Source organism: Mycobacterium sp. Dal123C01 (assembly GCF_052566995.1).
The window spans coordinates 3,774,902-3,792,547 of record NZ_CP199580.1; the positions used below are offsets into that span (position 1 = coordinate 3,774,902).

Here is a 17,646-nt window from a genome sequence, read left to right on the forward strand (position 1 = left end):
CAGTGGCTTCGGTGAGTTTTGAGCAAGCGACGCGGTGCTATCCGGGCACTGATCGGCCGGCCCTGGATGGTCTCGACCTTTTTGTCAGCGACGGTGAGTTCGTCGTTCTGGTCGGGCCATCGGGCTGCGGTAAGACGACCTCGCTGCGGATGGTGGCCGGTTTGGAAACGCTGGACGCCGGCTGCGTCCGTATTGGCGAGCGCGACGTGACCAACGTCGATCCCAAGGATCGCGACGTGGCGATGGTGTTCCAGAACTACGCTCTCTACCCGCATATGACGGTCGCGCAGAACATGGGTTTCGCGTTGAAGATTGCGAAAATCCCGAAGGCCGAGATCAGCGACCGGGTGCTGGCCGCGGCGAAAATGCTTGATCTGGAACCGTATCTGGGTCGCAAACCCAAAGATCTCTCCGGTGGGCAACGCCAGCGGGTGGCGATGGGACGCGCGATCGTGCGGCGCCCGCAGGTGTTTCTGATGGACGAACCGCTGTCCAATCTCGACGCCAAACTGCGGGTGCAAACCCGCAATCAGATCGCCGCGTTGCAGCGACGGCTCGGCACCACGACGGTCTACGTCACCCACGACCAGGTCGAGGCCATGACGATGGGTGACCGCGTGGCAGTCCTGCGCGACGGCGTGCTGCAACAGTTCGCGGCACCACGCGAGCTCTACCGCAACCCCGCCAACGTCTTTGTCGCCGGATTCATCGGCTCTCCGGCGATGAACCTGTTCACTTTGCCGATCGTCGATTCCACGGTGTCGCTGGGGGATTGGCCGATCCAGCTACCGCGCGAGGTCGCCGACAGCGCGAGCGACATCGTAGTTGGGGTCCGTCCGGAGCACTTCGAGGTGGGCGGTCTTGGTGTCGAGATGGAGGTCGACGTCGTCGAAGAACTCGGGGCCGATGCCTACCTGTATGGCCGAATCGCCGGCTCCGCGAAGGTAATCGATCAATACGTGGTCGCCCGCGCCGACGGTCGCAATCCGCCCCAAAAGGGCAGTCGGGTGCGACTGCATCCAGAACCCGGACACCTGCATTTCTTCGGGGTCGACGGCGAGCGGATTTCGTGAACACGGCGTCGGTCGATCTGGTGTGCGAAGGCGGCGGTGTTCGGGGTATTGGCCTGGTCGGTGCGGTGGACGCGTTGGCCGCGGCCGGATACCGGTTTCCTCGAGTTGCCGGGACGAGCGCGGGAGCGATCGTCGCGTCGCTGGTCGCCGCCCTGCAGACCGCCGGCGAACCACTGAGCCGGCTCGCCGAGATCATGCGTTCTCTCGACTACCGAAAGTTCTTGGACCGCAACCTGGTCGGGCACATACCGCTCATCGGTGGGGGACTATCACTGCTGGTGTCGGATGGCGTCTACCGCGGAGCCCACCTCGAAAATGTGCTGGCCGGCCTGCTCGGCGATCTGGGCGTGCACACCTTCGGCGACCTGCGCACCGGCGAGGGGCCCGAACAATTCGCGTGGTCGCTGGTAGTCACCGCCAGTGATCTGTCCCGGCGTCGGCTGGTGCGCATCCCGTGGGACCTCGACTCCTATGGGATCGACCCCGACGAATTCTCGGTAGCACGCGCGGTGCACGCCTCGGCGGCGATTCCCTACATGTTCGAGCCGGTGCGGGTGGGCGGTGCTACCTGGGTCGACGGCGGGCTGCTGTCGAGCTTCCCGGTACAGCTCTTCGACCGGGCCCAGCCGCGATGGCCCACATTCGGGATCCGGCTGTCGGCGCGGCCGGGCATTCCACCCACCTATCCGGTGCATGGGCCGGTTTCGTTGGGCATCGCCGCGATAGAGACCTTGGTGAGCAATCAGGACAACGCCTACATCGACGATCCATGCACGGTGCGACGCACCATCTTCGTGCCCGCCGAGGAGGTGAGTCCGATCGACTTCGACATCACCGTCGAACAACGCGACGCGCTGTATCAGCGAGGATTTCTCGCTGGCCAAGAGTTCTTGAAGGCGTGGAACTATGCGGACTATCTGGCGGCCTGCGGCGGCCCGGTCGCACAGGACTAGCGCTGCGCGCCGATCGCATCAAGTCGGCGTTCGACGCGCTTGATGTCATCCAGTGAGGGCATCTCGTTCGTGATCCGGAAGATCGCGACTCCGACATCGACGGAGCTGATGCGTGCAGGTCCCCGAGCCACGAATTCGCTTGTGATAGCGACGATTTCGTCGTCAGCAAGACGCCGGGGCAACAGTGCCGCCAGCGGTGTGTAGCCGGTCGCCGGCATCGCGGCCGGGTAGCCGGCGCGCAGAAAAGCGACAATCCTCGACACCCGATCGGCCATTCCCATGCGTCCACCTCGTTTAACTGCCGCGCGTTAGGCGCTCTAAGTAAGGTAGCAGCGGCCACATCGTTTGGAGGCAAAGCAACGTAGTCCTTACGTGTCCCGCGTTGATCTTTTCTTTTTATTAACACCTACTCGGCCGGCGCCCGTGGGCGCGCCCTAACGAATTTTGGCCGTGAGCGTTCCTAGTATTGCCGCGTGATGGATCGCTACGGAACCGACATTCTGGCCACCGGTCGGCGCAAGCCGCGCTCGACCGAACATCCCGCTGAGCCGGGCACGGTCGTCGAGGATGTCGAGACCGGTTACGTCGGTGCCGTGGTTCGAGTCGAGTACGGACGCGTCGACCTGGAAGACCGCCATGGCCACGTCCGCGGCTTTCCGCTGGGGCCCGGTTACCTGCTGGAGGGTCGTCCGGTGATCCTCACCGCGCCGCGGCGCGCGGCCCCTGCCGTCGCGAACCGTACGGCCTCGGGCTCCGTCGCGGCACCGCGCGCTCGCGCGCGAGTTGCGCGCGCCAGCCGTATCTATGTCGAGGGCCGGCACGACGCGGAGCTGATCGCGCAGGTCTGGGGCGAGGACCTGCGCATCGAAGGTGTCGTCGTCGAGCACCTTGGTGGCGTGGACGACTTGGTCGGCATCGTGGCAGAGTTCGCTCCCGGTCCGGGGCGCCGGCTCGGAGTTCTCGTCGATCACCTCGTCGCGGGTTCGAAAGAGGCGCGGATCGCCGAGGCGGTGCGCCGGGGACCGGGCGGCCCCGACAGTCTGGTCGTCGGCCATCCCTATGTCGATATCTGGCAGGCGGTGAAGCCGCAGCGGCTCGGTCTGGCGGCCTGGCCCGACGTGCCGCGACACATCGAGTGGAAGCACGGCGCGTGCCAGGCGCTCGGTTTGCCGCACGCTGACCAGGCCGACATCGCCAGGGCATGGCGGCGAATCCGCTCGCGCGTGCGCGACTGGAACGATCTGGAACCTGCGCTGATCAGCCGAGTCGAAGAACTCATCGACTTCGTGACGCAACCGGGCCACTAGGGAAATCTCACCTCGGCCCATTCGACCGGGCGGGGAGACCCAGCGCCGCTGAGCAGAGCAGAACCCCGCCCAGTGCGATCGCGTTGAGGGTGGCGTCGCGGGCTCCGTACATGTGCAGCATCGGCAGGTGATAGATCAGATGCAACAGATTGAACGTCGTCCAGCTCAGCGCGGTGACAATCCGTAGCGTCCGATTTGAGAGATAGACGAGCGTCAGGGCACTCAATGCAGTCAGCGCCAGGTACATCGCGCCGACGTCTTTGACGAGATGCTCGTTGTACGGGCCGAGGACAGCAAGCCATCTCAGGCCCATGCCGGGAAAGGTGTTGTACCAACTCAGCGGAGCGAAATACGCCCAGCAGCCGACAAACACGCCCGTCAGCGTCAGCACAAACAAACACACGCGGTACAAGATGAAATTCATGACAGCTATGACGGTGCAACGTCGGTGGATGTGACATCGGGCCAGCAGGTCCGGTGGGTCCGTGGCCGCCATCCTCACCCCGGCGCTGAGGCCGAAACCGCGGCCTGATCACGGCTGAAAGTTTGGATAGGCTAAGCCGAAGGTCCCGATCCACGGGACAGGAATCGGATGCATGCAGGGCGTATTCGGCGTTTTCCTCGGCACGTTCCTCATCGGCCTGCGTGAAGGCCTGGAGGCGACGCTCATCGTGAGCATCGTTGCCGCCTTCCTCAAGCGAAATGGCCAATCGACGCGTCCAATGTTTGCCGGCGTGGTCTTAGCCGTGCTGATCAGCATCGCGGTTGGCGTCGGCCTGGATCTGTTCTCGGCGACGCTGCCGCAAACCCAGCAGGAGATGATGGAGACGGTCATCAATGCCATTGCCGTGGTGTTCGTGACCTCGATGATCATCTGGATGAACCGCAACGCCCCGCGGCTCAAGGGCGAACTCGAGCGTGAAGCCCAACAGGCCCTGAATCGTGGCGGCGCGCTGGCACTGGTTGCTATGGCATTCCTTGCTGTGCTCAAGGAGGGCTTCGAGACGTCGGTGTTCCTGCTGGCGGCCGCGGAGACGTCGCACGGCAATCGTTGGTTCGCCGTGCTGGGCGGCGCAGTGGGGATCGGGGCGTCGATCGCGCTGGGCATCGGCCTGTACTTCGGCGGTCTGAAGCTCAATCTGGGCCGCTTCTTTCGGGTCACCGGCGCGTTTTTGGTGCTGATCGCCGCGGGGTTGGTGCTCGGCGCGCTGCGGACCGCTCACGAGGCGGGCTGGGTGACGATCGGTCAGCAGCAGGTGCTCGACTTCTCGGCCTGGGCACCGAGCCAGTCGGTCCTGGGGGCGCTGCTTGCCGGCCTGTTCGGAATACCCACCGACCCTCGCCTCATCGAGGTGCTGGGCTGGCTGCTCTACGCGGTGCCCGTGCTCGCCGTCTTCCTATGGCCGTCACGCCTTGCCGCGGCGCCGCGAACGCGGTGCCGGTTGCTGGCGGCGACCTCGGCGGTGCTGGTCATCGTCGCTGCGGTGCTGGCGATCGTGGTGCCCGTCGGCGGCACCGCACCCGACGCGCGGACTCGCACCGTCACCGACCGGGCCGGCCACACCGCCCGGGTGTCGCTGGCCGGGGGCCTACAGAGCCGCACGCTGATCGTCTCCGAGGGCATCGGGAACGAACACAGCATCCCGCTTGCCCCGCCAGGCGACCAAACCGTGGACGGCTTGCCGGTACAGCTATGGCAGGCTTCCGAGGCTGAGGGGGCCGATGGTGCGCCGGCAGTTACCTTGGATCAGTTGCTCAGCATGACGGGGGGCCGGCTGCCGGTCGGTCTCGCGGTTGGCCGTACGCCGGGGCCGTTTCTGGGGCAATGGGCAACGACCACCGTGTATACCGTGCTCGCACACGGTGATTCCGTGGTAAGTGCGCAAGCGACGAGCAACCGCACGGCGATCCTGACCGGCGGGGGGCTGACCGGGGCCAAGACCGTCAGCCTTGGCGGGCTGCCGACCGATTGGTCCACGGCCAGCGCCGACGACCGGTCGACCGCCGCCCAGATCGCGGTAGGTGCCCAAAAGCACGCGGAGAGCCAGCTATGGCGAGTCTGGCTTCCGTTGGTACTAGCCTGTTTTGCGCTGGCCTGCGCCCTTGGCGCCATAATCTCGATGCGCGGCAACACGCGAGCCGACCAGGAGAGGAAAACGATTGATAGCGAATCGCACCGCCCGGGCAAGGTGGCAGTCTAGTGAATTCTGGCTGACCGCACCGGCTTTGGTCGCCGTGGTGGCGCTCGCCGCGACCGCATGCAGCCACTCGAACGGCAACTCCAGCCCGTCAACGAGTGGTGGAACCAATGCGGTCAAGGTGACGATGGCCAACAACGGCGGAAAAGATGGTTGCGCACTGAACACGACCAGCGTGCCGGCCGGGCCGGTGACCTTCACCGTGGTCAACGCCAACGCCCCGGGCATCACCGAAGTGGAGTTGCTCAGGGACCAGCGCATCGTCGGTGAGAAGGAGAACCTCGCGCCCGGCCTGGATCCAGTGTCGTTCACCCTCACTTTGGATGGCGGCTCCTATCAGCTGTATTGCCCCGGCGCCAGCGCCGAATATCAAACACTGACGGTGACGGGTCAGGCACCACCAGGGCCGACGGGCACGGTGGCGAGCATCCTCAGCCAAGGCACCAAGGACTACGCAACGTACATCGTCAATCAGGTCGGTCAGCTCGGTGACGGCGTGAAGGCACTCGACGCGGCGATACAGTCGGGCAACCTGGACGCCTCGAAGGCGGCCTACGCCAAGGCCCGACTGTTCTACGAGCGTGCGGAATCCACGGTAGAGGGTTTCGTCCTACCGGGCTTCGCGGTCGGCGACAACGCGGGCAGCCTGGACTATCTGATCGACATGCGCGCGTCGACTCCCGTCGATGCCAAAGTCGGGTGGAAGGGCTTTCACGCGATCGAGCGCGACCTCTGGCAGGGCGGCGCGATCACTCCCGGCACTAAGGCTCTGAGCACCGAATTGGTCAGTAACGTCGGCAAATTGAAAGACGTGGTCGCCACTTCGCAATACAAGCCAGAGGATTTGGCCAACGGCGCCAGCGATTTGATCGAAGAGGTGCAAAACACCAAGATCACCGGCGAAGAAGAGGCGTTCAGTCACATTGACCTGGTCGATTTTTCGGGCAATGTCGAAGGTGCTCAACAGGCCTACGCTTCGCTGCGGCCGGGGCTGGAGAAGATCGACGCCAATCTGGTCAACCAGATCGATCAGCAATTCCGGGCGGTGCTGAGTGTGCTGGACGGCTACCGAGATCCGTCGGCGCTGGGCGGCTACCGGACGTACACGCCCGCACTGCAGGCCAGCGATGCACCGAAACTGACCGCGGTGATTCAGCCGCTGCACCAGAGCCTGTCCACGGTCGCTCAAAAAGTGGTCTCCGCTAACTGATAATGGCTGACGACGAGCTGGCTCAACCCGCCGACAACGCCGAGACGCCGGCCGACACCGCGGCCGTATCGCGCCGGCGCATGCTCGGCGGCGCCATGGTGGCCGGGCTCACCGGGACCGCCGTCGGCGCCGTCGGTGGCGGGTTCGCGGGCTATGCATCCGCGGCCGCGCATCGTGGTGACGATGACGACACGGTGGACCTGCGTCGCAGCTATCCCTTTTACGGCCAGGTCCACCAGGGCGGAATCGCCACGCTCCCACAGCGTTACGCCGTATTCATGTCGTTCTCGCTGGCTTCGAGTGCCGGTCGCGCCGATCTACAAGCGCTGCTGGCGCGCTGGTCGGCGGCGATCGCTGTCCTGCAGCAGGGCAAGCCCGTCGGAACTGTCCAGCCGCAGGTCGAAGTGCAGCCTCCCACCGATACCGGGGAGGCCTACGGGCTCAGCCCCGCCAGTCTCACCGCCACGATTGGGTTGGGGCCCTCGCTGTTTGGCGATCGGTTCGGACTCGGCACGCGGCGTCCGACGGCGTTTACCGATCTACCGCCGCTCAACGGAGACAACCTGGATCCCCGTCTGCACGGTGGCGATCTGTCGGTACAAGCCTGCGCCGATGACCCGCAGGTCTGCTACCACGCCGTCCGCAACCTGGCCCGCCTTGGCCGCAATATCGTGTCGCCCTTCTGGGCCGTGCTGGGCTTCGGACGAGCTTCGGCCGGCCCCGGTCAGCAGACTCCGCGAAACCTCTTGGGATTCAAGGACGGTACTCGCAACGTCACCAGCGAGGCGGAGTACGCCCGTTTCGTATGGGTCGACAACAGCGACCAGCCCTGGATGAACGGCGGAACCTATCAGGTCGTCCGCAAAATCCGGATGCTGCTGGAGACGTGGGACGTCGACCGGATCGGCAACCAGCAGAAGATTTTCGGCCGTACCAAGGAGGAAGGGGCGCCGCTGAGCGGCAAGGCCGAATTCGACACGCCGAACTTCAGCGCGAAAGCCGCCGACGGCAACCCGCTTATCGATCCGTTGTCACACGTCGGCTTGGCCGCCCGGGAAAACAATGACGGCATCATGATCCGTCGACGGCCGTACAACTACACCGATGGCCTCGACCCCAATGGCCAACTCAACGCCGGATTGCTGTTCATTTCGTACCAAAAAGATCCACAAGATTTTATTCGTCTGCAGAACCGGCTCGGCGCCAACGATCTGCTCAACGAGTACATCCGCCACATCGGATCAGCTATCTTCGCAGTGCCGCCCGCGCCGGCGGAAGGCCACTACATCGGGCAGAGTCTGTTCGGCTGAGCAAATCTCGCCGGCGCGCGGCCAGCCACCGGCGACCGCGGCGTTTCAGGCATGTGATGTTTCGTGTCGTCTCGGTAAATCAATCCGACCGACCGTCACGCACTGGCGCCCGCCGAGCACTAACGGCGTGGAGACCAAAATCAGCGAGAAACGGAGGAACTCCATGACCGACGCGCTTGTCATCGACGCAGAAGGGCTCGACCGGCTGTCGTGTAACGCCAAGGCCAACCCCACCACCGGCAAGAAGACCCTGAAAGCCAAAACGGTTTGTGAGGCTGGGTTTCGCAATATGACCTATGTGCGCGACCTGGTACCGATGCTCGTCGGCGAGCCGCCGGCTTTACTCGGCGACGACTCCGCGCCCAATCCCTCCGAAACGGCCCTGGCCGCCTTGGGGTCCTGCATCTCGGTCGGCTTGCTGGCCAATGCCACGCACCGCGGCGTGCGGCTCACCAAAATCGAGGTAGAGATGGAAGGCGACATCGACATCTCGGCAGTGTGGGGAGTCGGCGACACCCCGGACGGCAAGGTGCTCGGCTTCAGCGCGGTTCGCTGCAAGGTGTCGTTGGCCGGCGACACCGACGACGAGACGCTCAAGGAGATCCATGACAACGCGATCGCCTGGTCGCCCGTGGTGAATACGTTCCGTCGCCCGGCAAGCGTCGACTCGACGCTCGTCCTCGACTAATCCTCTCGACGGGAAGCCAACCGTGACAAACACATTGACTGAAACGGACCGCGCGACGGAACCACCAGCGCCATCAACCGAACAGGAGGCACTGCCGTGACCGCAACCGTGGACGCCGCAGTCGAGCGGCTCGATCCGGAGCTGCTGGCAGATATTCGTGCCCATGCCGGCACGTTGGACCGTGGCGAGGAAACCTCCCGCCGCAGCTTCACTCGGCTCGGTGCCGCCGGTCTGCTTGGCCTCGGCGCCCCGGGAAACACCGATGGACGGCTCCCGCAGATGGCCGATGTGATTGGCCGGATCTCCGGAGAGTGCATGAGCACGGGATTCTCGGTGTGGGCCAACCGGATGGCGGTGGAGTATCTGCTCACGGCAGCAACGCCATTCAGCCTCGCGGCGGCCCAGCCGCTGATTTCCGGCACCACTCTGGGAGTGACCGGAATGGCGTCGGCGTTCAAGGACGCGGCCGGCTGCGGCAGCCTGGATCTGACCGCTGCACCAGTCGAGGGCGGCTACCGGCTGAGCGGTTCAATCAGATGGGCCAGCAACCTCTATCCCGACTCGACGATGATTACCGCTGCGCGCACCGATGCCGGCGAGAAGTTGATCGTGGCTCTTCGGCTGGATACCCCGGGCATTGTGATCGGCGATCACTTCGACCTGTTGGCAATGGGAAGCACCGCTTCGTCGTATCTGAAGCTGCAAGACGCACATGTCAGTTCCGAACAGGTGCTGTCCACGGACTTCCACGAGTTTCTGCAGACCGTGCGACCGACTTTCCTTGTCCTGCAGTCGGCCATGTGTCTGGGGCTGACCAGGACTACCGTCGAACAGAGCAAGCTCGGGCTCAGCGGGGTCAACTCGGTTTTCGCCGCCGACGTCGACGTCATCGCGGAGAAGCTCGCCGCGGCGGAGGCGACGTTGGCCGAGTTGGCCGCCGCTGTCGGTGGGTCGAAGTCGCCGACCAAGAAAGATCTGCTGTCACTGCGCCTTGCTGCTTCCGAACTATCCAGCGCCAGCGCCGATTTAGAGATCCGAACCGCGGGCGGAAAGGGATACGCGAGCAGGACTTCGGCCAGTCGACGCTACCGGGAGGCGGCGTTCATCCCCGTGCAGTCGCCGTCGGAGGCGCAACTGCGCTGGGAACTAGGAAGATGCGCTTGAGTTCGGGTCGATGGTGACTCCGGTGGCGGTGCCGCCGGAGGGCACTCAGTATGTGGTCGGCGGGATACCGCTGGCCAATTTGGTCCGCGACTTTCATCGGCCGATGGTGAATTTCGCCCGCACCATGGTGGATTCGCCGACAGTGGCCGAAGAAGCGGTGCAGGAAGCGTGGGTACAGGTCTTGCAGTCGTCGGCGTCTTTCGAGGGCCGCTCGTCGGTGGGCACCTGGTTGTTCGGAATCGTCAAGAACACCACTTCGCGGCACCGGCGCCGGGAGTCTCGGATTCGCGACCATGAGGTGCTGAGCGCCGCCGGCGCCGACCCACTGTCGGACCGTATGCATCCCGCCGGCCACCCCGAGGCCGGGCATTGGAGTCTTCCGCCGTCACGACGCTTTCTCCCGGAGGACCGAACCGTGGCACAGGAGCTGATCGGCTACGTGCGGGCGGCTTTGGACGCGCTGCCGCAACGGCAACGGCAGCTCATCATCCTGCGTGATCTCGTCGGCACCTCGGGCGAAGAGGCAGCCGAGATTCTCGAACTATCCGCTGAGGCGCAGCGCGCACTTCTGTACCGCGCCCGGGGCAACCTCCGCAACGAACTAGAGAAGCGGTACCACCAATGACCACATACGACAACACAATTCCCGCGATCGACTGCGTCGATTTCGTCCGTCTGGTCGACGATCTGGTCGACTCCGATCCGGACCAATGGGGTCCGATCGTGGCCAAACATCTCGAGGACTGCCCGCCATGTCTGGTCTATCTGCAACAAATGCTCGACCTCAAGGTTTTGCTCAACCTCGTCTTTGAGGGGGAGAAGCTCAGCGAGGAGCACATCACGGGGGTCGTCAAGGCAATCAGCAACTTCAGGGAAGGTCAACACCGATGACAATCGACGCGCAGGCGCCGCAGCGAGAGAGACAAGTGTCGACGCAGAACACGTTGACCGGCTTGCCTTCTGGGGTGACCATCGGCCAGCCTGGTGACGACCCGTTCGAGCCACTGAGCGTCGGTGCCATGGTGGATCGGGTGGCCGCTATGGCCGTGGAGAAGGCCGCGCACCCCTGGGCGTTTTTCCTGCGCTCCCTGGTGGGCGGCGCGATGGTGGCGTTCGGAGCGCTGCTGGCATTGGTGGTGAGCACCGGCGTCAAGACGCCGGGCATCGCAAGCCTGGTGATGGGTTTGGCGTTCGGCATGTCCTTCGTTCTGATCCTGGTGTCCGGGATGTCGTTGATCACCGCGGACATGGCCGCCGGGTTCCTCGCCGTGCTCAAACGCAGCATGAAGCTGCGCACCTACGTGTTTCTGGTCGCGATTGGGCTCGTTGGCAACATCGTGGGCGCACTGGTGTTCGTGACCGTCTGCGGCGCGGCCGGGGGCCCGTACTTGGGTGCCTTCGCCGAGCGGGCGGCAACCGTTGGTGCTGCGAAAGCAGGCCAGCCCTTCTGGACGGCGTTCTTGCTTGCGGTGGTGTGCACCTGGTTCCTGCAGACCGCGATGTGCATGTACTTCAAAGCGCGCAGCGACGTCGCGCGGATGGCTTTTGCGTTCTACGGCCCGTTTGCCTTTGTGATCGGCGGGACCCAGCACGTCATCGCTAACGTCGGTTTTCTCGGTCTCCCGTTGCTGCTCAACCTCTTTCACCCGGCCGCGCCCCGTGGTGGGATCAGCTGGGGGTTCGGCGACGACGGGTTGCTCACCAACATCGGCATCACCACGGTGGGCAATTTGGTGGGTGGCACGCTGTTCGTGGCCTTACCGTTTTGGGCTATCGCGCGACTGCAGCGCCACCAGATCTAGCCGTGGACGGGTGAAGGTCCTCTGACCCGGTGGTTGGGGACTAAAGCCTCACGACCGGCGACTGGGCCGGTCAATAGCGTTACTCCTGACCAAGGGAGTACGAAATGTCGGCACCTGTGCAGCAACTCGGTATCGTCGTCGCGGTCGACGGCTCAGCAGCATCGAACGCCGCCGTTGTCTGGGCGGCCCGCGATGCCGCGACGCGAAGCATTCCGCTGACCCTGCTTCACGCGGTGGTGACTCCCACCGCGACCTATCCACCGGTTCCATACCCCGACTCGCTGGCGGTAAAGCTGGAAGACGAGGGGCGCAGGGAAATCGCCCATGCCCTCAAGCTGGCGCACGACGCGATGCCGGCAGACCGGAAGGTCACCATCAACAAGGAGATGGTGTATTCGACCCCGGCGCTGGCCCTGATCAAGTCGTCCGACGAGGCGGAGATGATCGTCGTGGGCAGCTCCGGCCGCGGGTTGCTGGCGCGGGGTCTGCTCGGGTCGGTCAGTTCGACGGTCGTCCGGCACGCCCGCTGTCCGGTCGCGGTCATCCGTGACGAAGATCTGCCGGACCCGCAGCACGGTCCCGTCTTGCTGGGAATCGACGGCTCACCGGCTTCCGAACTCGCAACGGCGATCGCGTTCGACCAAGCGTCTCGCCGCAGGGTCGATCTGCTGGCGTTGCACGCATGGAGTGACGTCGCCGTGCTCGAACTCCCGGCATTGGACTGGGACGCAGTGGAGGCCGAAGCCGAGCGCAGTCTCGCCGAGAACCTGGCGGGCTGGCAGGAACGCTATCCCGATGTCACGGTGCGCCGACTGCTGGTCCGTGATCTGCCGGCCCAACAACTCATCCACCAGTCGGAATCCACGCAGGCGCAGCTGGTGGTCGTGGGCAGTCACGGCCGGGGCGGTCTCACCGGTCTGATTCTGGGTTCGGTCAGCAACACCGTCCTGCACTCGGTCCGGATCCCGGTCATCGTCGCCCGGCCGGTGTAAGTGCCTGGCCGAACCGGCCAGCAACGACGCTGGATGCCCATGCGCACAGTGCAGAGACGTCGCGCCCGGCGCGCATGACCGTCCGGTCGGGGCGGATCAGTGCGGCCGTGGCGCGGCCGCCGCGCAGCCATTGCGTGAGCGCATCGCCCGGCTGGGTGACCAGCACGACAATGCCGTGCTGCCCAAGCGCCGCCTCGTCGGCAACGCCGAGGCCGCGAGTGGTGATCAGGGCGAAACCTGTTCCCAGCACGTCGTCGAGCCGTCGACCATCGCGCAGCTGCGGGTTGGGGCACAGCGTGCCGGCGAGTTGGCGGGGTCGGCGCGATGTGCACACCAGCGCAGAAGTAGGCAACGCCGGTGTGGTGGAGTCGATGAGCTTGTCGCGCAGACCGGGGATCAGTCGCAGCCGGGGTAGCACCAGGCGGCGCACGGTATTGCCGACGCGGGCGCCGCCGGTCATCGCGCGACCGACGTTGAGCGCCAACCGGATCATCTGCCGGGTGTGTGGTTTGCGTTCCTGCTCATAGGTATCCAGGACGTCCGGGGCCAGGGCGCCGTGGTGAACTCCGGCAATCTTCCAGGCGAGGTTCGTCGCGTCACGCACTCCTGCCCCCATGCCCTGGCCGATGAACGGGGGAGTGAGGTGCGCCGCGTCGCCGAGGATGAAGATGTTTCCCCGGCGCCACCGCGCGGCGATCTGGGCGCGGAACGTGTACTCGGTGACGCGCAGCAGTGTCAGCTCGCGATCCCCGACATCGGCCGTCCACGGCCTGATCAGTGGTCGCAGGGCGGTCAGGGTGGCGAAGTCATCGGCGCGTTCGCCGGCCAGCAATTGAAACTCCCAGCGGTAGCGGGATGCGCCGATGCGCATGTAGGTTCCCGCGCGAACCGGATCACATGCCTGGTGCACGCCTTCCCACTGCTGGAGGTCGGCGCCGGTGGCGACGTCGACGACCAGCCAGCGCTGCTTGAAGTTCAAATCGTTTATGGCCGAACCCATTCGGGTGCGCACCATGCTGTTGGCGCCGTCGCAACCCAGCAGATAATCGGCATCGACCCGATGAATCGTGCCGTCGGTGCGGTCGGTGAAGGTGATGCGCACGTAGGTTCCGGTGTCCGTCACATCGGTCACGTCGGCGTCGCCGCGAAGCTGGGCGTGCGGGTAGCGCTTGAGGTTTGCCCGTAGCAGTGCCTCGAGCTCCGGTTGGTCGAACATGTTGGCCTGCGGGAAGCCATTCCGGCTGCGGGAGGCGTCGCGGGTGAACTCGGCAAGAACCCGGAATCGATCATCGAGCAATCGCAAACCCAGCGTCGGCCGCGAAATCGCCGCGAACTCTTCGGCAATGCCGAGCCGGGCGATGACGCGGTAAATCTCGTCGTCCAGATGGACGGCACGCGGCTGCGGGTACACGCCGTGCCAGCGATCGAGGAGCAGGCTGTCCACGCCGTATTGCGCCAACAGCGTGGCGGCGGTGATGCCGGTCGGTCCGGCGCCGACGATGACGACGGGAACGCGCCGAATAGCCTTAGCGCTCATGCGAATCGAATGGTGTTGCGCTGTGTTCCGAGGTCGATGAGTCCGTCGTCGGTGGCTACCGACGCCTCCACGATGTCGCCGTGCGCCAGATACTTCGGGTTGCCGGCTTGACGACTGAAAAAAACCTTCCATTTGAGATTCGTCGGCAACAGGTTTCCGATCATCGCCAGCGGCTTGGGCGGGGCGCTCAGCGCGGTGCCGGCCGGGGTACCGGTGAGCAACAAATCGCCCGGGGCGAGTTCCTGGAATTGGGTGAGCGACTGCAGTGCCTGCAGTGGCCGGTACAACATATCCCCGTCGACGAGCGCGTTCTGCCGTTCCACGCCACCGACGTTCAAGCGCAGCCGCAGATCGCCGAAGCGCCTGAGCTCTTCGGCCGTCAGCAGCACCAGTTCCGGTCCGACCGGGGTGAACGTCGGATAGGACTTGGCCTCATAGAACTGGGTTTGCGGAAGCTGGACGTCGCGTGCGGAAACATCGTTGGTGACGACCAGTCCCGCGATGAACTCGGCCAAATTCGTCTCGGAAATGGTGGTGCCGACCGGGATTGCGCGTCCGATCACCAGCCCGATCTCCACCTCGTAGTCGAGCAGCTGGACATGCGGGGGTTTGACGATGTCGTCGAATGGGCCGTTGATCGATGCCGACGCTTTGCGGAAGAACGTCAGCGGAACCGATGCCGGGTCCATGCCGGCATCCTTGACGTGCGACTCGAAGTTGGTCATTTGGGCCACCACCCGGCATGGCCGGGTGACCGGTGACAGCAGCGTGAGATCGTCGACCGCGACGGTATCCGCGGTGGTGGCGGCGTCGATTGCCGCCCGATTCGACAGCAGTGCGCCGGTGGTCGTCGCGGTGGTGTCGATCTTCGCGGCGCCGGCTTCGGTTTTGAGCCACCAGGCGTCGGCAGTGCGCAGGATGGAAACGGTCATGATGTGGGCACTTTCAGTAGACCGATCAGACGGCTGATATCGAACTCGTTGTGGGCGCGAAGTGCGGTGATCATCGAAACCAGTTCGTGGCGAGCCGATTTCAGATTGGTTCCGAGAAAGTCTCTGGTCGCCGGCGGCCCCCACTGGGCCAGCCCGGACGCGCTGAACGGTGCCCAGCCGGGTTCGACGGTGTTGTCGAACCGGTCACCATCGGCGAAGTGCTCGACCAGGAAGCCGTCGGGATCACGCCAGTAGTCGAAGATCTGACTGCCCTGGATGTGCCGGCCGATTCCCCACGACCGCGAGTAGCCGCGCTCCTGCAGGTATTCGCCGCCCGCGGCCAGGGCATCGAGATCGCTGACCTGATAAGCCGAATGGACGTAGCGGTTCGCCGGGCCCAGCGCCACCGCGAGCGTGTGGTGATCGGTGGCCGCCGACCCGCGATCGCAGCGGATGAAGCTCATGGTCGGTCCTCGTTCACGCTGGCCGGGAAAGAACAAGAAGTCGCTGACGACCATCCCCAGGTTGTCCAGATACCAGTTCAGCGTTTCGAGATACTTCGTCGTCTGCATCACCAGGTGGCCGAGCCGCTGCACCCGAGCGGGGACGCGAGCGGGACGCTGGCTGACGTTGATGCGCTGCGCGTTGTCGCCGAAGTTGAACGTGTGGGGTTGCTGGCCCGGTAGTTCCGGCAGCTCATGCATGCCGGCGACCACACGGACCGGCATCCCGCTGGGGTCGATCAGGTCGACCGACAGTCCGCCGAGGGTCTGCGGCAGCGGCCGCGCGCGAATGCCGGATTTGTCGGCCAGCCGCAGCACGTCGGCCTCGTCCCCGGCCCGAAAGGCGGTGCAGCTGAATCGCGTTCGCGACCCCCGCCGCACGATTACGCACGGTGCACCCGGGTGGGTGCCGCGCAGCTGGATCTCGTCTGGACGGTGTTGTGCCGCCTGAAAACCGAAGGCCCGCGCGAACGCCTCGCAGCGTGTCAGGTCGGGCTTCTCGAACTCCAGCCACGCGATGTCGACGGCCTTGATCACTGGATTTCGTGACCGACCGGTGTGTTCGCCCGGGAGTGCTCCCTGCTCGCTGTGCAGGTCCCGGTGCGTGCGTTCCGTCTGGGGCAACATAACTGACGAAATCGTCACATATGTGTCACCGCTCAGTCAAGACTTCTGACGAAATCCTCAAAAGTGATGCATACTCTCTGAGATGAGCGCGATGCCCGACGAAGCCGACCCGCCCAATGGCTTGGCGCGGCGCAAGCAGCGCACCCGGGCTGCGCTGATCAGGGCCGCGCAACGGTTGATCGCCGACGGCAAGGTCAACGTGCCGGTTCTGGAGATCACCCAGGCCGCCGACGTCGGGATGGGTTCGTTCTACAACCACTTCGACAGCAAGGAGCAGTTGTTCGAGGCCGCGGTCGCCGACGTGCTCGACGCCCACGGGGCAATGCTGGATCGCCTCACCGAGTCGATCGAGGATCCGGCCGAAACCTTTGCCACCAGTTTCCGGCTGACCGGCCGGCTGTTTCGTCAGCGCCCGCAGGAGAGCGAAATTCTGTTGGCACACGGAACGGCATTGCTGTCGTCCGAACGCGGCCTGGCTCCCCGCGCGCTGCGCGACATCAAGGCCGGCGTCGACGCCGGCAGATTCCACGTTGACGACCCGGAGCTCGCCCTCGCCATGGCCGGCGGTGCGCTGCTCGGCCTGGGAAAGCTGCTGCGCGACGACCCGGCCCGCGACGACGCGCATGCTGCCGACATCGTCACCGAAAACGTGTTGCGGCTGTTCGGGCTCAGTGCCGACGAGGCGTACGCGGTCTGCCGGCGTCCGCTGCCGGACAGTACGTTCGCCGAGGCCTAAGTCGGTGCGTCACACGTAGATCGGCGTCACGTCGAGGAATACGCGGTAGTCATCGATTTTTCCGTCGCCATCCGCGTGGTAAACGGTAGCGGCGGGCAGTGTTACGTGGGTGCCGTCTTTCCGCTGGTACTTAGCGTCAACATGGGCGATCGTGTCATCGCCGGCTCGCCAGACTCTCACGAGGGTGTGCTGAATTCCCGCGATGGTGTCGAAGAAACCTTTGACACCATCTCTGATCGCGTTCACACCCACATACGGAGGCTCATTGCCGAACGTCACCCGCGCATCTTCGGTGAAAAGAGTGGTGAGCTTGTCGAGATCCATGGTGTCGACGGTCTCGAATACATGTTGCGGCTGTGGGTGATTCGGCTCAGTCATGCGACAACGCTAGCCGTCGTAAAGCGCCTCGCGGTTCGATCTAGCCCGCCGACAACGGGCGGGGCCCCTAGCGATTGCGGGTGTCGATCGACCACAGGGTTGCACAGCCCGGGCATTGCAGGTTGACCCGCGTCGCGTGATTGCTCAACAGGTACTGCCAATGCGAACGGCAATTGCGGCTGCTGCGGCACTCCGCACACTTGTCGCGGCCCCAGTGGCAGCTGGGGCAGGGGAGC

General features: G+C 64.8%; 19 protein-coding genes. 13 read left to right on the plus strand and 6 right to left on the minus strand.

The window, feature by feature from the left end; all coding sequences use genetic code 11:
• Positions 1 to 2: 2 nt before the first annotated feature.
• Together ACTXG5_RS17785 and ACTXG5_RS17790 are read left to right on the plus strand one after the other, a co-directional pair.
• Positions 3 to 1,073: an ABC transporter ATP-binding protein gene (locus tag ACTXG5_RS17785; RefSeq protein WP_445164480.1), complete on the plus strand. Its 1,071-nt coding sequence runs from the start codon at positions 3 to 5 to the stop codon at positions 1,071 to 1,073.
• On the plus strand, positions 1,070 to 2,026 hold the full coding sequence (locus ACTXG5_RS17790) for a patatin-like phospholipase family protein (protein ID WP_445160043.1): 957 nt from the start codon (positions 1,070 to 1,072) through the stop codon (positions 2,024 to 2,026). The genes ACTXG5_RS17785 and ACTXG5_RS17790 overlap by 4 nt, the downstream gene beginning before the upstream one ends.
• Here ACTXG5_RS17790 and ACTXG5_RS17795 read toward each other — a convergent pair.
• Positions 2,023 to 2,307 carry a DUF3349 domain-containing protein gene (locus tag ACTXG5_RS17795; RefSeq protein WP_445160044.1) on the minus strand — a complete coding sequence of 95 codons (285 nt, stop codon included), beginning with the start codon at positions 2,305 to 2,307 and terminating at the stop codon, positions 2,023 to 2,025. The genes ACTXG5_RS17790 and ACTXG5_RS17795 overlap by 4 nt on opposite strands.
• Before the next feature lie 192 nt (positions 2,308 to 2,499).
• On the opposite strand from ACTXG5_RS17795, the gene ACTXG5_RS17800 reads away from it, so the two are divergent.
• Positions 2,500 to 3,333 (plus strand): DUF3097 family protein, encoded by an 834-nt coding sequence (locus ACTXG5_RS17800; RefSeq protein ID WP_445160045.1) that lies wholly within the window; start codon positions 2,500 to 2,502, stop codon positions 3,331 to 3,333.
• 7 nt (positions 3,334 to 3,340) lie between these two features.
• On the opposite strand, the gene ACTXG5_RS17805 is transcribed toward ACTXG5_RS17800, so the two are convergent.
• Positions 3,341 to 3,757, minus strand: coding sequence for a hypothetical protein (locus tag ACTXG5_RS17805; protein ID WP_445160046.1), 417 nt, complete (start codon positions 3,755 to 3,757; stop codon positions 3,341 to 3,343).
• Positions 3,758 to 3,929: 172 nt separating this feature from the next.
• Here ACTXG5_RS17805 and efeU point away from each other — a divergent pair, with 172 nt between their 5' ends.
• The 9 genes from efeU to ACTXG5_RS17850 all read left to right on the plus strand — a co-directional run bounded on the left by efeU (position 3,930) and on the right by ACTXG5_RS17850 (position 12,697).
• Positions 3,930 to 5,534 carry an iron uptake transporter permease EfeU gene (efeU, locus tag ACTXG5_RS17810; RefSeq protein WP_445160047.1) on the plus strand — a complete coding sequence of 535 codons (1,605 nt, stop codon included), beginning with the start codon at positions 3,930 to 3,932 and terminating at the stop codon, positions 5,532 to 5,534.
• A 34-nt stretch (positions 5,535 to 5,568) separates the two neighbouring features.
• Entirely contained in the window at positions 5,569 to 6,741 is a 1,173-nt protein-coding gene (gene efeO, locus ACTXG5_RS17815) for an iron uptake system protein EfeO (protein ID WP_445164481.1), read from the plus strand.
• 2 nt (positions 6,742 to 6,743) lie between these two features.
• Entirely contained in the window at positions 6,744 to 8,051 is a 1,308-nt protein-coding gene (gene efeB / locus ACTXG5_RS17820; RefSeq protein WP_445160048.1) for an iron uptake transporter deferrochelatase/peroxidase subunit, read from the plus strand.
• A 163-nt stretch (positions 8,052 to 8,214) separates the two neighbouring features.
• A complete protein-coding gene (locus ACTXG5_RS17825) occupies positions 8,215 to 8,739 on the plus strand; it encodes an OsmC family protein (protein ID WP_445160049.1) in 525 nt (174 codons plus the stop codon).
• Between the two features lie 96 nt (positions 8,740 to 8,835).
• The gene (locus ACTXG5_RS17830) at positions 8,836 to 9,903 is read left to right on the plus strand and encodes an acyl-CoA dehydrogenase (RefSeq protein ID WP_445160050.1); all 1,068 of its coding nucleotides are present in this window, start codon (positions 8,836 to 8,838) and stop codon (positions 9,901 to 9,903) included.
• Between the two features lie 10 nt (positions 9,904 to 9,913).
• Positions 9,914 to 10,528 (plus strand): RNA polymerase sigma factor, encoded by a 615-nt coding sequence (locus ACTXG5_RS17835; protein ID WP_445160051.1) that lies wholly within the window; start codon positions 9,914 to 9,916, stop codon positions 10,526 to 10,528.
• Positions 10,525 to 10,794 (plus strand): hypothetical protein, encoded by a 270-nt coding sequence (locus ACTXG5_RS17840; protein WP_445160052.1) that lies wholly within the window; start codon positions 10,525 to 10,527, stop codon positions 10,792 to 10,794. Before ACTXG5_RS17835 ends, ACTXG5_RS17840 begins: the two co-directional genes overlap by 4 nt.
• Positions 10,791 to 11,705, plus strand: a complete 915-nt coding sequence (locus ACTXG5_RS17845; RefSeq protein WP_445160053.1) for a formate/nitrite transporter family protein — start codon at positions 10,791 to 10,793, stop codon at positions 11,703 to 11,705. Before ACTXG5_RS17840 ends, ACTXG5_RS17845 begins: the two co-directional genes overlap by 4 nt.
• 104 nt (positions 11,706 to 11,809) lie before the next feature.
• Positions 11,810 to 12,697: a universal stress protein gene (locus ACTXG5_RS17850; protein WP_445160054.1), complete on the plus strand. Its 888-nt coding sequence runs from the start codon at positions 11,810 to 11,812 to the stop codon at positions 12,695 to 12,697.
• On the opposite strand, the gene mhpA is transcribed toward ACTXG5_RS17850, so the two are convergent.
• Genes mhpA through ACTXG5_RS17865 form a run of 3 tightly spaced genes read right to left on the minus strand, consistent with a single transcriptional unit; the run spans position 12,675 to position 16,296 of the window.
• Positions 12,675 to 14,234, minus strand: a complete 1,560-nt coding sequence (mhpA, locus tag ACTXG5_RS17855; protein WP_445160055.1) for a bifunctional 3-(3-hydroxy-phenyl)propionate/3-hydroxycinnamic acid hydroxylase MhpA — start codon at positions 14,232 to 14,234, stop codon at positions 12,675 to 12,677. The two genes, ACTXG5_RS17850 and mhpA, sit on opposite strands and share 23 nt — an antisense overlap.
• Entirely contained in the window at positions 14,231 to 15,166 is a 936-nt protein-coding gene (locus ACTXG5_RS17860) for a fumarylacetoacetate hydrolase family protein (RefSeq protein WP_445160056.1), read from the minus strand. Before ACTXG5_RS17860 ends, mhpA begins: the two co-directional genes overlap by 4 nt.
• Positions 15,163 to 16,296, minus strand: coding sequence for a VOC family protein (locus ACTXG5_RS17865; protein ID WP_445160057.1), 1,134 nt, complete (start codon positions 16,294 to 16,296; stop codon positions 15,163 to 15,165). Before ACTXG5_RS17865 ends, ACTXG5_RS17860 begins: the two co-directional genes overlap by 4 nt.
• Before the next feature lie 82 nt (positions 16,297 to 16,378).
• Between ACTXG5_RS17865 and ACTXG5_RS17870 the strand changes: the two genes are divergently transcribed.
• On the plus strand, positions 16,379 to 17,032 hold the full coding sequence (locus tag ACTXG5_RS17870) for a TetR/AcrR family transcriptional regulator (RefSeq protein WP_445160058.1): 654 nt from the start codon (positions 16,379 to 16,381) through the stop codon (positions 17,030 to 17,032).
• 9 nt (positions 17,033 to 17,041) lie between these two features.
• Here ACTXG5_RS17870 and ACTXG5_RS17875 read toward each other — a convergent pair whose 3' ends face one another.
• Positions 17,042 to 17,410, minus strand: a complete 369-nt coding sequence (locus ACTXG5_RS17875; RefSeq protein ID WP_445160059.1) for a nuclear transport factor 2 family protein — start codon at positions 17,408 to 17,410, stop codon at positions 17,042 to 17,044.
• Positions 17,411 to 17,646 lie beyond the last annotated feature (236 nt).